We start from the raw sequence: 18,402 nt of genomic DNA on the forward strand, positions 1-18,402 counted from the left end.
CTTTTTAAATTCAGAGGTTTTTCTAACATAGAAAAACCTCTTTCCACTAAGAAAGAGGTTTGAAGTTTATCTTCTCCCCTCTTATCTGCCAGAAAGTTTTACTTTCTGCTGGAATTAGCACCGTGCCTTTTGGCGTAATAAACGCCCCATTTCACAATGGTATTACGGTCGGTTGCTGGGCTTCATCGGGCCAAATCCCTCCACCTGCTCTTGATAAGAGTTGTATAATTTTTTGAATTTTTAACTTTATGTTGAAGACTATACCAAGAATAAAAATCACTTGTCAACATTTTATTTGTATAATTCTGGACGGCGATCCGCAAAAACTGGAATTCCTTTACGTACTTCTTTAATTTTCTCGAATTCAAGCTCTCCAAATAAAATTGATTCCTCTTCATTCGCCTCTACTACAACTTCACCCCAAGGATCCACAATTAAAGAATGACCTGCAAACACATTATTCGGATCCTTCCCTGCTCTATTACACGCAACAACATAACACTGATTTTCAACTGCTCTTGCTTGCAATAGCAAACGCCAATGTGCTAAACGAACTAATGGCCATTCAGCTACAACAAATAATACTTTTGCCCCTTTAGCAGTATGAACACGCATCCACTCTGGAAAACGAATATCATAACAAATTGTTCCAGCGCATTCAACAGCATCTAGCTTAAATTCGCCCGTACCATTACCAGCTATTAAATATTTATGTTCATCCATAAGCTGAAATAAATGTACTTTACTATATTCGTTGACTAACTGTCCTTCATTATTTACAACATACATCGTATTTGTAACGCCTTGCTCTGTTTGCTTTGCTATGGACCCACCAACAATATGTACATCATATCGCTTCGCCCATTCTATTAACTTTTCTTTCGTTTCCACTCCATCCCTATCTGCAATTTCAGAAAGTCTCGTTAAATCATATCCTGTTGTCCATAGTTCTGGTAAGACGATAACATCTGGCCTTTCCTTCATAGCTTCACTTATTTTATTTTTAGCATTCTCAATATTTTTTTCTACATCTCCAAAAACAATATCCATTTGAATACATGCGACTTTCATTTTTTCAGCCCCATTCTTATTTTTCTCTTTACAAAATACTGGAAAGATTATATCATTTGTCACTAGAATTGTAACAACTTTCAAAAGAGGTGGAAAGTATGAAATTATTTCAACCTTCTGAGATAGTAACATCATTGCCAACACAATTTTTCGCTTCACTTGTTGCAAAAGTTAACAAAGTCGTTGCAGCTGGTCACGATGTTATTAATCTAGGTCAAGGTAATCCAGATCAACCAACACCGCAGCATATCGTAAAAGCTTTACAAGATGCTGCCGAAAAGACCATTCATCATAAATATCCGCCATTTCGCGGACATGAAAGCTTAAAGGAAGCCGTGGCTACATTCTATAAACGTGAATATGGCGTCGAATTAAACCCAAAAACTGAAGTTGCTATTTTGTTTGGTGGGAAGGCTGGACTAGTAGAATTACCGATTTGTTTTACAAATCCTGGTGATACGATTCTCGTTCCGGATCCAGGTTATCCAGATTATTTATCCGGGGTTGCTTTAGCAAAAGCACACTTTGAAAGAATGCCACTTATTGCAGAAAATAACTTTTTACCAGATTATACGAACATTGATGACTCTATTGCAGAGCGTGCAAAATTAATGTTTTTAAACTATCCAAATAATCCTACCGGTGCTACTGCATCAAAAGATTTTTTTGATGCAACCATTCACTTTGCTAATAAACATAATATATTAGTTGTTCACGATTTTGCTTATGGCGCTATCGGATTTGATGGTCAAAAACCTGTTAGTTTCTTGCAAGCAGATGGTGCGAAAAATATAGGAATTGAAATTTACACATTATCAAAAACTTTCAATATGGCTGGCTGGCGCATCGCTTTTGCTGTAGGGAATGAAAGTGTGATTGAAACAATTAACCTATTACAAGATCATATGTATGTTAGTATATTCGGTGCAGTTCAAGATGCTGCTCGAGAAGCGCTATTAAGTTCACAGTCTTGTGTAATAGACCTTGTAAATAGTTACGAATCTCGAAGAAACGCTCTTATTTCAGCCTGTCACTCAATTGGTTGGAATGTAGACATTCCAACAGGATCATTCTTTGCATGGCTTCCCGTTCCAAAAGGATATACCTCTGAGCAATTTTCTAATATTTTACTAGAAAAAGCACATGTCGCAGTTGCTCCTGGTGTTGGATTTGGTGAGCATGGCGAAGGGTATGTCCGTGTTGGTCTCTTACATACAGAAGATAGATTACGAGAAGCCATTAATCGAATTGATAAATTAAATTTTTTCAAAAAGTAATTGACAACACGAAAAATATCTGACAAAATTCAGTTATCTTAAAAATTTAAACATTTCTAAATACTTCTTATCAAGAGCAGGTGGAGGGACGAGCCCGACGAAACCCGGCAACCGATCTACAATTGTAGACACGGTGCTAATTCTCGCAGCATTACGCTGACAGATAAGGAGCTGGTTGTAAAAAAACCTCTCCTTAGCTGAGAGGTTTTTTTATTTAACTAGGAGGTTATAACAATGAGCGGAATTATAGCGACGTATTTAATCCATGATGATTCACATAACTTAGAAAAAAAAGCTGAGCAAATTGCACTCGGTTTAACAATTGGCTCTTGGACTCATTTGCCACACTTATTGCAAGAACAATTAAAGCAGCATAAAGGCAACGTCATTCATGTTGAGGAATTAGCTGAACATGAACATACCAATTCGTATTTACGTAAAAAAGTAAAACGCGGAATTATTAAAATCGAATATCCGCTATTAAACTTCAGTCCAGATTTACCAGCGATTTTAACGACTACATTTGGAAAGCTATCACTTGATGGCGAAGTAAAATTAATTGACTTAACTTTTTCAGACGAGTTAAAAAAACATTTTCCTGGTCCAAAATTCGGGATAGATGGTATTCGAAATCTTTTACAAGTGCATGATCGTCCCCTTTTAATGAGTATTTTTAAAGGAATGATTGGACGAAACATTGGGTATTTAAAAACGCAATTACGCGATCAAGCAATTGGTGGTGTAGATATAGTAAAAGATGATGAAATATTATTTGAAAATGCATTAACACCACTTACGAAACGCATTGTATCTGGAAAAGAAGTTTTACAATCCGTATATGAAACATACGGACATAAAACGTTATATGCCGTAAATTTAACAGGACGAACTTTTGATTTAAAAGAAAATGCTAAACGTGCAGTGCAAGCTGGAGCTGATATTCTATTATTGAACGTATTTGCTTACGGACTAGATGTACTACAATCACTTGCAGAAGATGATGAAATCCCAGTTCCTATTATGGCACATCCTGCTGTAAGTGGTGCTTATTCAGCATCCAAGTTATATGGAGTTTCATCTCCATTATTACTTGGAAAGCTACTACGTTATGCTGGGGCTGACTTTTCATTATTCCCATCTCCATACGGAAGTGTTGCGCTAGAAAAAGAGGAGGCTCTTGCTATCTCAAAATATTTAACTGAAGACGATGCATCTTTCAAGAAGAGCTTTTCTGTTCCGTCTGCTGGTATTCATCCTGGTTTCGTTCCCTTTATTGTACGAGATTTCGGTAAAGATGTTGTTATTAATGCTGGCGGCGGGATACACGGACATCCAAATGGAGCGCAAGGCGGCGGTAAAGCTTTCCGTACTGCAATTGATGCTACTTTGCAAAATAAACCACTCCATGAAGTAGACGACATAAATTTGCATAGTGCACTACAAATATGGGGAAATCCCTCTTATGAGGTGAAATTATGAGTATTCAAGTATTTTGTGATTTCGATGGCACGATTACAAATAATGATAACATTATGTCCATTATGGAAAAATTCGCACCACCAGAAGCCGAAGAAGTAAAGAATAAAATTTTATCACAAGAACTATCCATTCAAGAAGGTGTTTCTCAATTATTTCAATTAATACCTACTAATCTGCACGATGATATTATTCAATTTTTAATAGCAACTGCTGAAATCCGTAGTGGTTTTCATGAGTTTATACAATTCGTAAAGGAAAATAACATTTCTTTTTACGTGATATCAGGTGGAATGGATTTCTTCGTCTATCCACTCTTACAAGGAATCATTCCAAAAGAGCAAATTTATTGTAATGAAACAGACTTTTCAGCAGAGTTTATTACAGTTAAATGGCCTCATTCTTGTGATGATCATTGTCAAAATCATTGCGGATTATGTAAATCATCATTAATCCGTAAATTAAGTGATACAGATGACTTTCATATTGTAATTGGAGATTCTATTACTGATTTACAAGCCGCGAAACAAGCTGATAAAGTATTCGCTCGCGATTTTCTTATTACAAAGTGTGAAGAAAATCATATTGCTTATACACCGTTTGAAACATTTCAAGATGTGCAAGCTGAATTAAAACTTTTGTTGGAGGTGAAGGCATGAAACAACTTTTTCGTCAATGGTATGACTTAAGCGAGATAAAAAAAGAGTTAACAACACGAAATTGGTTCCCAGCAACAAGTGGTAATATTTCTATAAAGGTTAGTCATGAACCACTTACTTTTCTTATTACGGCAAGCGGTAAAGATAAAACAAAAACCACTCCAGATGATTTTCTATTAGTAGATCATGTAGGAGTTCCCGTTTTAGAGACTGAATTACGCCCTTCAGCAGAAACAATATTGCATACACACATTTATAACAATACGAATGCCGGTTGCGTACTTCATGTTCATACAACCGATAATAATGTCATCACAAATTTATATAGTGATGCAGTCACCCTTCAAAATCAAGAAATTATTAAAGCTCTCGATATTTGGGAAGAAGGTGCAACCATTCACATTCCTATTATCGAAAACCATGCCCATATCCCAACACTTGGAGAAAACTTCCGAAAGCATATACAAGGAGATTCGGGTGCAGTATTAATCCGTAACCACGGTATTACCGTATGGGGCCGAGATAGCTTTGATGCAAAGAAGAGATTAGAAGCTTATGAGTTTTTATTCCAATTTCATATAAAACTATTATCAATTCAAGGAGGCGTTTCTAATGGCGCAAATTCGTATTCATGAAGTAAATACTCGTATTGAAAATGAAGTGGAAGTATCTAAATTTCTACAAGAGGAAGGCGTTTTATATGAGAAATGGAATATTTCTAAACTTCCTACCCATTTAAATGAAAATTATTCGTTAACAGATGAAAACAAAGCTGAAATATTAGCTATTTTTTCAAAAGAAATCGCTGATGTTTCAGCACGTCGAGGTTATAAAGCACATGATGTAATCTCACTTTCAAGTAGCACACCTAACCTTGACGAATTATTAATTAATTTCCAAAAGGAACACCATCATACAGATGACGAAGTTCGCTTTATCGTCAGTGGTCACGGCATTTTCGCTATTGAAGGTAAAGATGGGAAATTCTTTGATGTTGAACTTGAGCCAGGCGATTTAATATCTGTTCCTGAAAATGCAAGACATTATTTTACCTTGCAAGATGATCGCCAAGTTGTAGCTATTCGTATTTTTGTGACAACTGAAGGCTGGGTTCCAATCTATTAAGGTAGTTAGTTGAATAAAAGGACTTGGACCCCCTTTTCCAAACTTTTATTCACTCTACATATATACATCCTCCTATGGAACAGGCTTATTTCATTTTGAAATAAGTCTGATTTTTTATTTACTTGAAAGTACCATTTCATCACAAATTTACACCTTAATTTTTCAAGTGCATTTTTCGAACATTTTTTGAACATTTATTGAATTTTTTCTGAAAATTCTGTTTTATATGTGATATACTACAATTAACTTAGAAGGAAAATAATATCGCAAACAGAGGGGGATAATCATGAGCTTACTTATCGCACTTATACTTGGAGTTACATGTGGAGCATTTCCTGTTATTTTAGGAGCTATTATGGAAGAGTTAGAAATTGGTGTTTTAGGATTTGTCGCATCTTGTGTAAGCGCTTTATTATTTGGTTTATTCGGCGCTATTCCTGTTTCAATTCTGTGTGCTTTTTATATAATACGCCATGCTCGTACAAAACAATTTGGTCCTAATCACATCGCACAAATTATCCCGTTCCCGGTTGAACGATGCCGACGCGCTTCTAACTTATAATTATAAAAATTAAAGATGACTAAATAAATAAAAGTCCTCAAATGAGGACTTTTATTTATTTTCTTCTAGAAATTGAAACAATTCTTGTAGATGTAGGGCATCTTCACCATAGCTAACAGATACATGAAATATACCATCAATCTCAGCTTGCATATAAAGATCCACTCCATCACGATCATATTTCAATGCCAAATAAAACTCCATTTCTTCTAACATCTTTTTTGAGGTTCGAATTACATAATGTCCCTTCTCATCTCTTCCATATTCAAATTCTGGTTCAAAATCATATTTTTGTTTAAAAGCTTCTTTTTGTTTTTCATTAATTTGCATACAAGTAGCTCGCTGTACAGTATCAATCATCTCATCAAACTTTTGAAGGTCCACCTCGTTTACCCCCTTATATATTTTTTATATAGTACTTGTGTTCCACTATTTTCTTCGCCATCCTTAATTAACTCTTCATACAATTCTTTCGCCAAACTTAAGCCTGGGACTGGTAATTGTAATTTTTCTGCTTCCTCTAAAGCAATTTTCATATCTTTCATAAAATGCTTTACATAAAATCCTGGCTCAAAGTCTCCTTTTAACATTCGAGGAGCTAAATTACTTAATGACCAGCTACCTGCTGCCCCTGTTGAAATACTCTCTAACACTTTATCTGGATTCAGTCCAGCCTTCTTCGCGTAAGCAACAGCTTCACATACTCCAATCATATTGGAAGCAATCGCAATTTGATTGCACATTTTTGTATGTTGTCCACTCCCAGCTGGTCCTTGTAATTGAATGTTTGTTCCTAACTTTTCAAGTAAAGGTAAGCATCTATCATATATTTCTTTCTCCCCACCTACCATAATTGCGAGTTTTGCTTCTTTCGCACCAACATCTCCTCCTGAGACAGGTGCATCTAACGTATATATATTTTTGCTTTTTGCAACTTCATTAATCCGTTTTGCTAAAGTAGGTGTAGATGTCGTAAAGTCAATTGCTATCGTACCTTCTTTTGCATGTTCTATAATTCCTTCTATACCAAAATACACTTCTTCTACATCATGTGGATATCCAACCATTGTCATTACAATATCAACTTGCTTTACTAACTCTTTTGGCGTATTACACCAATTTGCACCATCTTGCACTAAAGAATCTGTTTTTGCTTTCGTTCTATTATATACATATACTTTATGACCATCTTGCATTAAGTGATAAACCATACTTTTTCCCATTACGCCAATACCAATGAAACCTATTGATAAAGTTTTATGTTCCATTTTCTCATCCCCTTTGTTCTAATAAATCATTTACCATCTTTCGGAACTCTTTATTAAAGTCATCATCCATACTATTTTTCACATTTGAAAATAAAATAACAAAAGTTCCTTTTTCTTTATTAAAATTATTGAAAGTGTTCCAACCAGATAATACACCATGATTATGAAAATAATCTGGATATATATAAAAACTAAATGCATATTTCCGTTCTGCTGAAGGTGAAAACATTGCTTGTATACTTTGTTCAGAAAGAAGTTTTCCATTTATAATTGCTTCGTCTAATTTCTTCATATCTCCAACTGTCGTATACATCTCACCACAACCATATAGCCAATCCATGCCTAACTTCTGCGCTGGTACAAGCTCTTGATCTTTTTTCACATAACCCTTTGTAAAATTTTTATCTCCAGGTACCATATTTCCCATACCGGATTCATGCATATCTGCTTTTACAAATATGTTTTCTTTTATGTAATCTCCTAAAGGTTTTTTCGATATATGTTCTATTATATAAGCAAGCACCATATAATTATAATCTGTATATCTCCAACCTGTTCCTGCAGGAAATTCTAAATTTTGACGTCCAATCCAATTAATTAATTGTAAGCGGGAAGCCGCATTAATATTGCCTTTTGCGTGTTCAGGTAAACCAGAGGTATGCGTTAATAAATGATATAGCGTAATATTTTTATTCTCCGGAAATGAAGGAATATATTTATTTACATTATCTTGAATATTCAATTTCCCTTGTTCTTGCAGCTGTAAAATAGATGTGGCAACGACTGTTTTCGTAATAGAACCGATACGATATTTTGTTTGAGGCGTATTTTCTATTTTATTTTGAACATCAGCATACCCATATCCTTTATTCAATATAACATGCTCTTTATCTGTTACCAAAACTGTTCCATTGAATTGCTTTCCGACTAAATATTGATCTAATTTTTGAGATATGCTAGCATAATCAATTTGTTGCTCTTCTTTTTCTTCTATATTCCCTTGTACTTCCGATTCAATAGTAGGATTCACTTTAGTTGTTAATACAGTGTTTTCCTTTATATTGGGGCTAACAAGAAAATAGTATACTCCGCCGCCAACTATAGCAGACAGTGAAGCCACCACCATTACTTTTTTTATCATATTGATCCTCCATAATTCCTTCGCTAAAAATTGTCCCCCTATTCTATTATCAAACAATAAAAAAAAATCGCAACAATTTGTTGCGAAAAATCACATTTTTTCTTTTCTATACACACATACTTGATTCTTTCCATTTTTTTTCGCTTCATATAATGCAATATCCGCTCGTTGCATTAATTCTTCTCTTGTAGTTCCTTGTTCATATAACGCAACCCCAAAGCTAGCTGTTAACTTCGAAATTCCAGTGAATTGCTTTGTTTCAATGAAGAATCGTAATGATTCCGCAACTTGAAATGCTTCCTTTTCTACTGTATTTGTCACTAATATAATGAATTCTTCCCCTCCCCATCTTGCAAATACATGTTGCTGCTCCACTTTAGATTTCATAAGCTCTGCAAGTTGTATTAATGCCAAATCGCCAAAATCATGACCATATGTGTCATTAACTGTTTTAAAATTATCTATATCAAATAAAATAATTGCTATTTTCTCATCATTACGTATTACCTTTTCCCATTCTACCTCTAGTATTTGTTGAAACTTTAAACGATTATAAATCTCTGTCAATGAATCTATCATAGCAAGTCTTTCTTGTTCTTGATAGATTTCATCTAATTCTGTAATTTCCGTGCACTTTACAATAAATCTTGATAAATCTTCTGGCAATGGTGTCGCACGTAATAGAAAAGTAGATACTGCCCCTTCATAATTTGACATCTTAATTCTTCTACCGCTTGATAAAGTATCGTCTAGCCATGTTATATCATGCGTCGTCGAGTAGTATCCATTTTCTCTAATAAAATGTTCAGCAAATACTAAATGTTGCTCGCGATAGGCAAACAAATTTTCATATCCGAAAAACGTTAAAAAATTTGTATTACAATCAACAATTTCATCATCTTCTACTATAAATAATAAATCATTTTGAAAATCAAACATCGTTTGAAGCAGTTCCTGTTGTAAACTAACTTGCCTTACTAAAGAAAGTTGATACAAACTCTTATTCACTTCTTCTAACACTGCTTGCGGAGTTACAGGGGCTATTACAATATTACGTATTCCTAATGCAAGTACATCTGTAAATTCCTTTGTTATTTGTTGATCCCAAATGACAATGAATGTACTTTGCGAGGTATACATATTCTTTATATATTTTATTTGAGAATAATCTGTTACATACATAATTATAATGTGCGGTTTCGTTCTTTGAAATAATAGTTCGCCCTCTTCAAAACTATTTGCTATAAACATACATTTTGGATGGATATTTTCTATCGTTTGTTGATGTTTACATCCATTTTCTATATAAAGGACATTTAACTGCAGATCTTGTAACACATTTTGGAAAACCGTATTCTCTAATAAAAAATGTAGTATGTTCATCACTAGTCTTCACTCACTTCATATATCTTGTTCTACTGAATTCCTCACAAACATTTTTAAAAGACTGTTCTCCAATAAACTTTAATTTGTGAGAAATACATATTAACAAGCTAATTGAGAATGTTATCTTCCCTTTTCACTCTATAAATTCCTTTTTTAGTGTATGATTATAGGAATTATATCGTTTGTATGAATGCCCTAGCTTATTTCTTAAAACTTGACAATTAAAATAAAGATATTATATTCTTAAATTCGATAACTTACAAAATGTAAGTAATATACATTGCGTTTTCCCGATAATTTTATATACAATTTGGAGGATATATTATGACAAACGACAACTTTTTTAACGTTCTATATGAACGCACATCTACACGTGCATTCAACCCAAATAAAGAAATCTCATCTACAGAATTACATGAGATTTTAAAAGCAGCAGCACAAGCACCTTCCGCTTGGAACTTACAACACTGGAAATTCCTTGTTTTTCAAGGTGAAGATGTACAAAAACGATTACACCCAATAGCTTATAACCAACAACAAATTCTTGATGCTTCTGCAGTAGTCGCTATTTTAGGTGATTTAGAAGCTTATAAAAATGTTGAGCCAGTATATGGTCCAATTGTAGAACAAGGATTTATGAAAGAAGAAGCAAAAGAACGCTTAGCTAAAAATATTGAATCTGCATATGCTCGTGAACAATTCCCAAGAGATGCTGCCTTTTCAAATGCATCTTTAGCAGCAATGCAACTTATGCTTGCAGCTAAAGCAACTGGTTGGGATACTTGTGCTATTGGTGGCTTCAATCCACAAGCACTGACAGACGAATTTAACGTTTCATCTCGTTACGTTCCAATTATGCTTATTACAATTGGTGAATCAACTTTAAAAGGCCACCCTGCACCTCGCATGAGCGTAGAGCAAGTAAGCGAGTGGGCAAAATAATAAAAAACGAAGGCAACTACATTGCCTTCGTTTTTTTATTCCCTGTCATACTTTTGTAATATTACTACAAATCATTCGACATTTATACTTATGGAAAAGTATATTCTATTCCCTTCTCATAAATAAACGTGACGTTTCATGTCGAATTTTGTTAAGGCGTTGAAATATACCCGTGTATTTTTGTTACAATTGTGATACAATGATAACAAATAGATAACAAGAGAGGGATTTTCATTGAGTTCATACGGAAGCTTTATCGCACTTTTATGTTACATAGTAACTGTACTGCTTCTATATTTTATTGGTGATGCCGCAAACATCTCCATTTTACAATTTCCAAAAGAAGAAGCATTCCAATTAGAATCAGAAAAACATACTGCACGATCCATTGTACCACTACTCCTAGCTCTTCCTGTATATATCATCGTTTTATATAAAAGTAAAAAAGTGTAAAGGCTACCCATTTCATTTATTTCGGTGGTTTTTACATTTTTTTGTTATATTCCACCTATTTTAAACATCATTCCATACTAAACACCCAGCTAGTCATTTAAAATGAGAAAATCCCCTAGAAAAAATTCCACTCTCTGTCCAGTCACTAACTACCGAACTTACATAGATTATAAGTGTGAAGGGGGTGATGAGGATTATGTTTGGATCATTTGGATGCTGTGATAACTTTAGAGAATGTCATCATCATGAAAGAGAGCGCGACCATCGCGAGAAAGAGAGAGAGAGAGAGGTTAGACCACAACAACCAGCTGTATGTAACGTACTTGCTAGCATTTCAGTTGGAACAGAACTTTCTCTTTTAAGCATTAGAGGTAATGGTACTTTCAACAATGTAATTTTTGAAGGTTTCGCTAACGGTGTTGCTCTTTTCTCTGCTTTAGCTCGTAATGACAAAGACAACAAAGATAACAATAAAGACGATAAGAACAATCAAAATCGAAATACTTTTACTGGTATTTTACGTGTATGCCCAACTGATATCGTTGCAATCGCTATCTAATTCTGTCTCTTATCCTCGATAGTAAGCAAATAAGATTTACTTTTCTCATAGAAAAAACCTGAGACCGATTTCAAATCGACTCAGGTTTTTTTATTAATTAGATGCTTTTAACTAGTTCAACAACTTCTTCAGCAGTTGACATCATTAATGCTTTTTCTGCTAATGTTTCCATTTCTGCTTTTGACAACTTGCTTAGCTGTGTTCTTGCAGGAAGAATAGATGTTGCACTCATACTGAACTCATCTAACCCTAATCCTAATAGTAATGGGATAGCAAGTGAATCGCCCGCCATCTCACCACACATACCAGCCCATTTTCCTTCTTTATGAGCAGCATCGATAACCATTTTTACAAGACGTAAAATAGATGGGTTATATGGTTGGTATAAGTATGATACTTGTTCGTTCATACGGTCTGCAGCCATTGTGTATTGGATTAAATCATTTGTTCCGATAGAGAAGAAGTCAACTTCTTTCGCGAATTGATCTGCTAATACTGCTGAAGCTGGGATTTCAACCATCATACCAACTTCAATAGAATCAGAAACAGTTGTACCCGCTTCTACAAGTTTCGCTTTCTCTTCTAATAAAATTGCTTTCGCTTGACGGAACTCATCAAGAGTTGCAATCATTGGGAACATAATTTTTAAGTTACCGTATACGCTAGCACGAAGTAATGCACGAAGTTGTGTACGGAACACATCTTGCTCATCAAGACATAAGCGAATTGCACGATATCCTAAGAATGGGTTCATTTCTTTTGGTAAATGTAAGTATGGAAGCTCTTTATCTCCACCGATATCAAGTGTACGAACAACGACTGGTTGACCTTCTTTTACACCTTCAAGAACTGCTTTATACGCTTCGAACTGCTCTTCTTCTGTTGGAAGATTGTCACGGCCCATGTATAAGAATTCTGTACGGTATAAGCCAACGCCTTCTCCGCCATTATCGATAATACCTTGTACATCATTTGGTGTTCCGATATTTGCAACAAGCTCAACGTGATGTCCGTCACTTGTTACAGTAGCTTGGTCTTTTAATTTAGCCCATTCAGCTTTTTGCTCTTCAAATTTCGCTTTCTTTTCTTCAAACGAACGAAGTGTTTCTTCTGATGGGTTTACAATTACTTCTCCATCTAAACCGTCAATGATAACGATATCGCCATTTTGGATTTTCTCCATAACAACTTTTGTACCAACAACAGCTGGAATTTCCATAGAACGAGCCATAATTGCTGAGTGAGATGTACGTCCACCGATATCAGTAGTGAAACCTTTTGCATACTTACGGTTTAACTGAGCTGTATCAGATGGTGTTAAATCTTCAGCAATGATGATTACCTCTTCAGAAATTGTACCAGGATTTGAGAAGTTAATTCCTAGTAAATGTGCAAGAACGCGTTTTGTTACGTCACGAATGTCCGCAGCACGTTCTTTCATATATTCGTTATCCATGTTTTCAAACATAGAAATAAACATTGATGCAACTTCATCCATTGCAAATTCAGCATTTACTTTTTCGCTATTTACTTTATCTTTTACTGGGTTTACTAGTTCTGGATCATTTAACACTAATAAATGTGCTTCAAAGATCGCAGCTTTGTCAGCACCTAGCTCAGCAAATGCGTGGTCCTTAATAGCTTCTAATTCAGTTTTTGCTTTCTCAAGCGCAGCGTCTAAGCGTGCAATTTCTACAGCTTCGTTTGTAATTGATTTCTTTTCGATGTTAAATTCAGGATTTTCAAGTCTGAAAGCCTTTGCAATAGCAATCCCACTTGATGCAGCGATCCCTTGAATGTTAAGAGTCATTATTCTCCTAATCCTTCGTTTTTCATAGTTTCTTCGATAGCTGCTAGTGCTTGAGCTGCATCATCACCATTTGCAGTGATTTTAATTTCTGCGTTTTGTTGAATGCCTAAAGACATAACGCCCATGATTGATTTTAAGTTAACGTTCTTTCCGTTATACTCTAAGTTAATGTCAGAACCGAATTTGCTTGCAGTGTTTACAAGTAGAGTTGCTGGACGAGCATGAATTCCTGAGTCGCTAGTTACTTTAAAGATTTTTTCCATGATAATTTATCTCCTTTAAATTACAGTATTTTTTAGTTGTATAGACGTGAGTACTACATCATCTATTGTATATAATAGGCGATGTTCGGTCAACCACATCGCCTATTATAATTATAAACATTTTGCGTCAAATTCCTACTGAATGTCAATAATAGCGGTTTCGCCCTTCTTAACATTTCCATCTTTTTTCAATTCGACTTGTTGCCCTTGTTGTAAGTTTGTAAAGACAATTGGTGTAATGATAGATGGTGCATTTTCTTTTACAAATGCAAGATCTACTTTTAATAATGGTTGGCCTTGTTTCACCTTGTCGCCTTGTGCTACAAGCGCTTCAAAACCTTCACCATTTAATTTTACAGTATCAATACCGAAGTGAATTAAAATTTCTTTTCCGCCTTCAGATTGAATACCAATCGCATGTTTTGTAGGGAATACATTGACAATCTCACCGTTCACTGGAGAAACTACTGTTCCTTCAGTTGGCTCAATTGCAAATCCGTCTCCCATCATTTTTCCTGAGAATACTTGGTCAGGTACTTCTGTAATTGGTAAGATTTTTCCTTCGATTGGTGATACAATTGTTTCATTTTCATCAACTTTTTGAGGAGTTTCTTCCACTTTTACAGGTTCTTCTTTTTCAACATGAGGTGTACGACCTGACATAATATCATGAATTTGTGATTTTAATGTGTCAGATTTCGGTCCGAAAATAGCTTGAATGTTATTTCCAACTTCAAGTACACCAGCTGCTCCAAGTTCTTTTAAGCGGTCTTTGTTTACATTCTTTTGTTCGTTAACTTGAACACGTAAACGAGTAATACAAGCATCTAAAGAAGCAATGTTTTCTTTACCACCAAGTGCTACTAATACTTCACGAGGAAGTTCGCCTGCTTCTGCTTTTCCTGCGCCGTCATTTGCACTTGCTACTTCACGACCAGGTGTTTTTAGATTCCATTTACGAATTGCAAAGCGGAATCCGAAGTAGTAAATAACTGCTAGTACAAGACCAACAATAATTACCCACCACCATGCTGTACGGCCTGGTAGTACACCGAATAATAGGAAGTCAATTAAACCACCAGAGAATGTCATACCAATTTTAACACCTAAAATTTGCATTGTCATAAATGATAGACCAGCAAATACAGCGTGAATTCCGAATAATACTGGCGCTACGAATAAGAATGAAAATTCAAGTGGCTCTGTAATACCTGTTAAGAAAGATGTTAATGCTGCAGAACCTAAAATACCTGCTGCTAATTTTTTATTTTCTGGACGTGCTTCATGGTACATTGCTAAAGCTGCTGCTGGAAGACCGAACATCATGAACGGATACTTACCAGTTGTAAATGTCCCTGCTGTTAATTCTACACCGTCTTTTAACTGTGCCATAAAGATTTTTTGGTCACCACGGATTAATTCGCCAGCTGCATTTGTATACTGACCGAATTCGAACCAGAACGGTGAATAGAAAATGTGATGTAATCCAAATGGAATTAATGAACGTTCAATTAAACCGAATATAAATGCTGCAATTGTTCTATTTGCATCAATCATTTGATGTGAGAACGTGTTTAAGCCACCTTGAATGTATGGCCAAACGAAGCACATGATAATACCTACTATTAAAGAGAATGTTGCAGTTGCAATCGGTACGAAACGCTTACCTGCAAAGAAACCTAAGTATGATGGTAATTCAATATTGAAGTATTTATTATAGCAATATGCCGCTACTATACCGACGATAATACCACCAAATACCCCTGTTTGTAGCGTTGGAATACCTAATACGTTTGCATACGCTGGATCTGCAAATCCAATTTTTACTGGGTCTGCTCCAGAACTTGTTACTTTCACTAGCTTATCTACTTCTAAGAACACACTCATCGTTTTGTTCATAATTAAGTAGCCGACGAATGCTGCTAAACCAGCTACTCCATCTCCACCAGCTAAACCAATTGCTACCCCAACTGCGAATAATAATGCAAGGTTAGCGAAAATAATATCACCAGATTGTTCCATAATTTTTGCAACCATTACGAACCAATCTGCTTTTAAAGCAGGAATAACATTTGTTAACTGTGGATTTTGAAATGCATTACCAAATCCAAGTAAAATACCTGCCGCCGGTAAAATCGCTACTGGAAGCATTAACGCTTTTCCGACTTTTTGAAGAACACCAAAGATCTTCTTAAACATGGAAACCCTTCCTCTCTTATCTATATTGATACCTTCCGACAAACGCCAAAAAGACATGAGGAAAAAAAGATAGAACGATAGCTATACAAAGGGTAGTATATCCCTTTCTCTAGCTTACATTCCTTACTTTTCTCCACTCATGCCTGATCGAATCAGTAACACGTGTCAAAAATAGGTTTACGTATAAGTTCACTATAATTAAGGCAAACGTTTTCGTTACTCACCTTAATGTGTTTGTCGAAATTTGTATAACTTTGCAATAGTTATTATACATAACTATTGTAAGCGATTCAATCATTTTTTTTAACGTTTTCATTTTAGACAAAAATATATGGCTTTTTACACATGCTCTGCCTTTACTAAGCGTTGCAAGTGCATCGTTAAATAAATACTTTCAGCTTCATATACAGGTAGTTGCAACTCTTTTTGCATGACCTTAACTAGCTTCCAAGCCAAGTTATAGCAAGCTGGATACTCCGCCTTTAATAAATCAGCAAAACTTTGCGATTCCTCTACTTTTTCTCCTTTTTTCACCCTCTCAATAGCATATTGAAGATGACGAATAAGACGTAAATAATGAATGCTCTCTTGATCTAATGTAATTTGTAAGTTTGTCTCAATTAAAGATACAAGTTGTGCAATGAGACGGGAGTTTTGATTAACTGAAGATAAATCAGAATTTGTAAGCGAACTGTAAATGTGAAGTGCAATAAAACCAATTTCTCCTTCTGGCAATGTAATTTGCAAACGAGAATTTAAAAGTTCTACAACACCTTCCGCAATTTCATATTCCTTTGGATAGAGCATTTTTGTTTCAACTAAAAAAGGGTTATCAATTGTAAGTCCTTGTTTTAACCTTTTAATCGCAAATGAAATATGATCTGTTAACGCAATATGAATATGTTCATTTAGTGGCGATTTCGCTTTCCCTTGAATGTACAGCATAATATCGTTCATCAATTCAATTAATTTTTCACTAATATGCGGCACTAATAATTTGTATTGTTCACGATCACGTTCATTTTTTAAGACAAACATCTTTTCGATTTGTTCTTGCTCCAATACATCTTTCGCTTTTTTCCCAAATCCAATTCCTTTACCAATCACTACTACTTCCTCGTGTTCCGGATGGCTAGCAATGATGACATTATTATTTAAAACTTTTTTAATTTCTAGATAATTACTCATATAACACCACCCTCGTACTTAAATAGCCTACTTTTATGTTACAGAATATTCTTCTTTGTCGTCAATGTAAAACATCTGCCATTTAATAAAAATTCATTTTTTAGACATGTTTATATATGATGCGTATAATGTAAGAGCAACTGTACATAGAAAGGAGATAACAGCATGATTAAAATGTTTGTAAGTGATATCGATGGTACAATGATGCAACACGGAGGTCTTATTGACGAACAAGATGTTGCGGCACTGCGCAGCCTTGCCGAGCAAAATGTTATTCTTTGCTTCGCTTCCGGAAGACTTGATAATGAAATTGCAGACTTAATGAAAGCTGTAAATACAAATTTTCATCGCATTAGTGTAAATGGTGTTTTTGTATATACACATGAAAATAAACAACTATTATCTGCAACTTTTGATTCCAGCATACTTCCCGATTTGTTAGCTATGACGAATGAAGAGCCTTATTTCCGTTATGTAAGTGATGAGCATAATTATTACATTGAAGAGAAAACACCTTTCATTCAAGAACTTGAACAACAAGTAACTATGACTTCTGTTGAAGAACCAAACTTACTACAGAAGATTGATGATACAATTTTCCCAAATAAAATTTCTGTCGGTGGAACAAAGGAGAGCTTACAACTCCTTCAGAAAAAAATTGATGAAAAATTCCACGGGAAAGTTAGTACTTTCATCTCAGCAGAACAATGTTTAGATGTAATGCCACCGAATGTTAGTAAAGGCTCTGCCATTTCTGTTTTATTAAATGAGTTTCAAATAAAACCTGAGGAAATTGCTTGTATAGGGGATTCTTATAATGACATTCCTATGTTTTCTTTAACTCCTCACAGTTTTGCTATGTCGCAAGCAGATGATGCAGTAAAAAAACACGCTCACTATGTAGTAAATCACGTCAAAGATGCTGTTAACCACGTAATTGCTCATAATAAAAATACGACTCATTCCTTATAAGGATGAGTCGTATTTTTATTTCTTTACATGTTAACCATTTTCAATTCCACT

At 35.0% G+C, this 18,402-nt stretch carries 19 protein-coding genes and 2 riboswitches; of the genes, 10 read left to right on the plus strand and 9 right to left on the minus strand.

Annotation, left to right across the window (positions count from 1 at the left end):
* Positions 1–78 precede the first annotated feature (78 nt).
* A riboswitch (SAM riboswitch) is annotated at positions 79–220 on the minus strand.
* Positions 221–291: 71 nt separating this feature from the next.
* Positions 292–1,155: a carbon-nitrogen family hydrolase gene (locus GD442_RS19445; protein WP_137396677.1), complete on the minus strand. Its 864-nt coding sequence runs from the start codon at positions 1,153–1,155 to the stop codon at positions 292–294.
* 14 nt (positions 1,156–1,169) lie between these two features.
* Here GD442_RS19445 and GD442_RS19450 point away from each other — a divergent pair, with 14 nt between their 5' ends.
* The 6 genes from GD442_RS19450 (at position 1,170) to GD442_RS19475 (ending at position 6,170) form a co-directional block, all read left to right on the plus strand.
* Complete coding sequence (locus tag GD442_RS19450) at positions 1,170–2,348, plus strand: pyridoxal phosphate-dependent aminotransferase (RefSeq protein WP_086400821.1); 1,179 nt, start codon at positions 1,170–1,172, stop codon at positions 2,346–2,348.
* 64 nt (positions 2,349–2,412) lie between these two features.
* Positions 2,413–2,518, plus strand: a riboswitch (SAM riboswitch).
* 64 nt (positions 2,519–2,582) lie between these two features.
* Complete coding sequence (mtnW, locus tag GD442_RS19455; protein ID WP_000014186.1) at positions 2,583–3,827, plus strand: 2,3-diketo-5-methylthiopentyl-1-phosphate enolase; 1,245 nt, start codon at positions 2,583–2,585, stop codon at positions 3,825–3,827.
* Complete coding sequence (locus tag GD442_RS19460) at positions 3,824–4,483, plus strand: 2-hydroxy-3-keto-5-methylthiopentenyl-1-phosphate phosphatase (protein WP_000027459.1); 660 nt, start codon at positions 3,824–3,826, stop codon at positions 4,481–4,483. The genes mtnW and GD442_RS19460 overlap by 4 nt, the downstream gene beginning before the upstream one ends.
* On the plus strand, positions 4,480–5,118 hold the full coding sequence (locus tag GD442_RS19465; protein WP_000811341.1) for a methylthioribulose 1-phosphate dehydratase: 639 nt from the start codon (positions 4,480–4,482) through the stop codon (positions 5,116–5,118). The genes GD442_RS19460 and GD442_RS19465 overlap by 4 nt, the downstream gene beginning before the upstream one ends.
* Positions 5,096–5,608 (plus strand): 1,2-dihydroxy-3-keto-5-methylthiopentene dioxygenase, encoded by a 513-nt coding sequence (locus GD442_RS19470; RefSeq protein ID WP_000057314.1) that lies wholly within the window; start codon positions 5,096–5,098, stop codon positions 5,606–5,608. The genes GD442_RS19465 and GD442_RS19470 overlap by 23 nt, the downstream gene beginning before the upstream one ends.
* A gap of 286 nt (positions 5,609–5,894) precedes the next feature.
* Complete coding sequence (locus GD442_RS19475) at positions 5,895–6,170, plus strand: hypothetical protein (RefSeq protein ID WP_000054659.1); 276 nt, start codon at positions 5,895–5,897, stop codon at positions 6,168–6,170.
* Positions 6,171–6,221: 51 nt separating this feature from the next.
* Here the strand turns inward: GD442_RS19475 and GD442_RS19480 are convergent, their stop codons facing one another.
* The 4 genes from GD442_RS19480 to GD442_RS19495 all read right to left on the minus strand — a co-directional run bounded on the left by GD442_RS19480 (position 6,222) and on the right by GD442_RS19495 (position 9,962).
* Entirely contained in the window at positions 6,222–6,554 is a 333-nt protein-coding gene (locus tag GD442_RS19480; protein ID WP_000365619.1) for a DUF3909 family protein, read from the minus strand.
* Between the two features lie 5 nt (positions 6,555–6,559).
* Positions 6,560–7,438 (minus strand): NAD(P)-dependent oxidoreductase, encoded by an 879-nt coding sequence (locus tag GD442_RS19485; RefSeq protein ID WP_000400431.1) that lies wholly within the window; start codon positions 7,436–7,438, stop codon positions 6,560–6,562.
* 4 nt (positions 7,439–7,442) lie between these two features.
* Positions 7,443–8,579: a serine hydrolase gene (locus GD442_RS19490; RefSeq protein ID WP_000592910.1), complete on the minus strand. Its 1,137-nt coding sequence runs from the start codon at positions 8,577–8,579 to the stop codon at positions 7,443–7,445.
* 90 nt (positions 8,580–8,669) lie between these two features.
* Positions 8,670–9,962: a GGDEF domain-containing protein gene (locus GD442_RS19495; protein WP_001023185.1), complete on the minus strand. Its 1,293-nt coding sequence runs from the start codon at positions 9,960–9,962 to the stop codon at positions 8,670–8,672.
* A gap of 327 nt (positions 9,963–10,289) precedes the next feature.
* Here GD442_RS19495 and GD442_RS19500 point away from each other — a divergent pair, with 327 nt between their 5' ends.
* The 3 genes from GD442_RS19500 (at position 10,290) to GD442_RS19510 (ending at position 11,919) form a co-directional block, all read left to right on the plus strand.
* On the plus strand, positions 10,290–10,907 hold the full coding sequence (locus tag GD442_RS19500; RefSeq protein WP_000180387.1) for a nitroreductase family protein: 618 nt from the start codon (positions 10,290–10,292) through the stop codon (positions 10,905–10,907).
* Between the two features lie 234 nt (positions 10,908–11,141).
* Positions 11,142–11,360 (plus strand): hypothetical protein, encoded by a 219-nt coding sequence (locus tag GD442_RS19505; RefSeq protein ID WP_000100485.1) that lies wholly within the window; start codon positions 11,142–11,144, stop codon positions 11,358–11,360.
* A 196-nt stretch (positions 11,361–11,556) separates the two neighbouring features.
* Positions 11,557–11,919, plus strand: coding sequence for a DUF3915 domain-containing protein (locus GD442_RS19510; RefSeq protein ID WP_000468041.1), 363 nt, complete (start codon positions 11,557–11,559; stop codon positions 11,917–11,919).
* Between the two features lie 97 nt (positions 11,920–12,016).
* Here the strand turns inward: GD442_RS19510 and ptsP are convergent, their stop codons facing one another.
* The 4 genes from ptsP to glcT all read right to left on the minus strand — a co-directional run bounded on the left by ptsP (position 12,017) and on the right by glcT (position 17,379).
* On the minus strand, positions 12,017–13,729 hold the full coding sequence (ptsP, locus tag GD442_RS19515) for a phosphoenolpyruvate--protein phosphotransferase (RefSeq protein ID WP_069358197.1): 1,713 nt from the start codon (positions 13,727–13,729) through the stop codon (positions 12,017–12,019).
* Positions 13,729–13,992 (minus strand): phosphocarrier protein HPr, encoded by a 264-nt coding sequence (ptsH, locus tag GD442_RS19520; RefSeq protein WP_000411080.1) that lies wholly within the window; start codon positions 13,990–13,992, stop codon positions 13,729–13,731. Before ptsH ends, ptsP begins: the two co-directional genes overlap by 1 nt.
* A gap of 135 nt (positions 13,993–14,127) precedes the next feature.
* Entirely contained in the window at positions 14,128–16,191 is a 2,064-nt protein-coding gene (gene ptsG / locus GD442_RS19525) for a PTS glucose transporter subunit IIABC (RefSeq protein ID WP_000473180.1), read from the minus strand.
* A gap of 339 nt (positions 16,192–16,530) precedes the next feature.
* Entirely contained in the window at positions 16,531–17,379 is an 849-nt protein-coding gene (glcT, locus tag GD442_RS19530) for a glucose PTS transporter transcription antiterminator GlcT (protein ID WP_000073860.1), read from the minus strand.
* 165 nt (positions 17,380–17,544) lie between these two features.
* Between glcT and GD442_RS19535 the strand changes: the two genes are divergently transcribed.
* On the plus strand, positions 17,545–18,351 hold the full coding sequence (locus GD442_RS19535; RefSeq protein ID WP_000594247.1) for a Cof-type HAD-IIB family hydrolase: 807 nt from the start codon (positions 17,545–17,547) through the stop codon (positions 18,349–18,351).
* Positions 18,352–18,402 lie beyond the last annotated feature (51 nt).

The sequence above is a fragment of the Bacillus sp. A260 genome (genome assembly GCF_009861435.1).
Lineage (GTDB): Bacteria > Bacillota > Bacilli > Bacillales > Bacillaceae_G > Bacillus_A > Bacillus_A cereus.

Bases quoted from the DNA above. Each gene is read 5' to 3' on its own strand.
- GD442_RS19450 (WP_086400821.1), top strand. From the start codon at position 1,170: ATGAAATTATTTCAACCTTCTGAGATAGTAACATCATTGCCAACACAA.
- mtnW (WP_000014186.1), top strand. From the start codon at position 2,583: ATGAGCGGAATTATAGCGACGTATTTAATCCATGATGATTCACATAAC.
- GD442_RS19460 (WP_000027459.1), top strand. From the start codon at position 3,824: ATGAGTATTCAAGTATTTTGTGATTTCGATGGCACGATTACAAATAAT.
- GD442_RS19465 (WP_000811341.1), top strand. From the start codon at position 4,480: ATGAAACAACTTTTTCGTCAATGGTATGACTTAAGCGAGATAAAAAAA.
- GD442_RS19470 (WP_000057314.1), top strand. From the start codon at position 5,096: ATGGCGCAAATTCGTATTCATGAAGTAAATACTCGTATTGAAAATGAA.
- GD442_RS19475 (WP_000054659.1), top strand. From the start codon at position 5,895: ATGAGCTTACTTATCGCACTTATACTTGGAGTTACATGTGGAGCATTT.
- GD442_RS19485 (WP_000400431.1), bottom strand. From the start codon at position 7,438: ATGGAACATAAAACTTTATCAATAGGTTTCATTGGTATTGGCGTAATG.
- GD442_RS19490 (WP_000592910.1), bottom strand. From the start codon at position 8,579: ATGATAAAAAAAGTAATGGTGGTGGCTTCACTGTCTGCTATAGTTGGC.
- GD442_RS19495 (WP_001023185.1), bottom strand. From the start codon at position 9,962: ATGAACATACTACATTTTTTATTAGAGAATACGGTTTTCCAAAATGTG.
- GD442_RS19500 (WP_000180387.1), top strand. From the start codon at position 10,290: ATGACAAACGACAACTTTTTTAACGTTCTATATGAACGCACATCTACA.
- GD442_RS19510 (WP_000468041.1), top strand. From the start codon at position 11,557: ATGTTTGGATCATTTGGATGCTGTGATAACTTTAGAGAATGTCATCAT.
- ptsP (WP_069358197.1), bottom strand. From the start codon at position 13,729: ATGACTCTTAACATTCAAGGGATCGCTGCATCAAGTGGGATTGCTATT.
- ptsH (WP_000411080.1), bottom strand. From the start codon at position 13,992: ATGGAAAAAATCTTTAAAGTAACTAGCGACTCAGGAATTCATGCTCGT.
- ptsG (WP_000473180.1), bottom strand. From the start codon at position 16,191: ATGTTTAAGAAGATCTTTGGTGTTCTTCAAAAAGTCGGAAAAGCGTTA.
- glcT (WP_000073860.1), bottom strand. From the start codon at position 17,379: ATGAGTAATTATCTAGAAATTAAAAAAGTTTTAAATAATAATGTCATC.
- GD442_RS19535 (WP_000594247.1), top strand. From the start codon at position 17,545: ATGATTAAAATGTTTGTAAGTGATATCGATGGTACAATGATGCAACAC.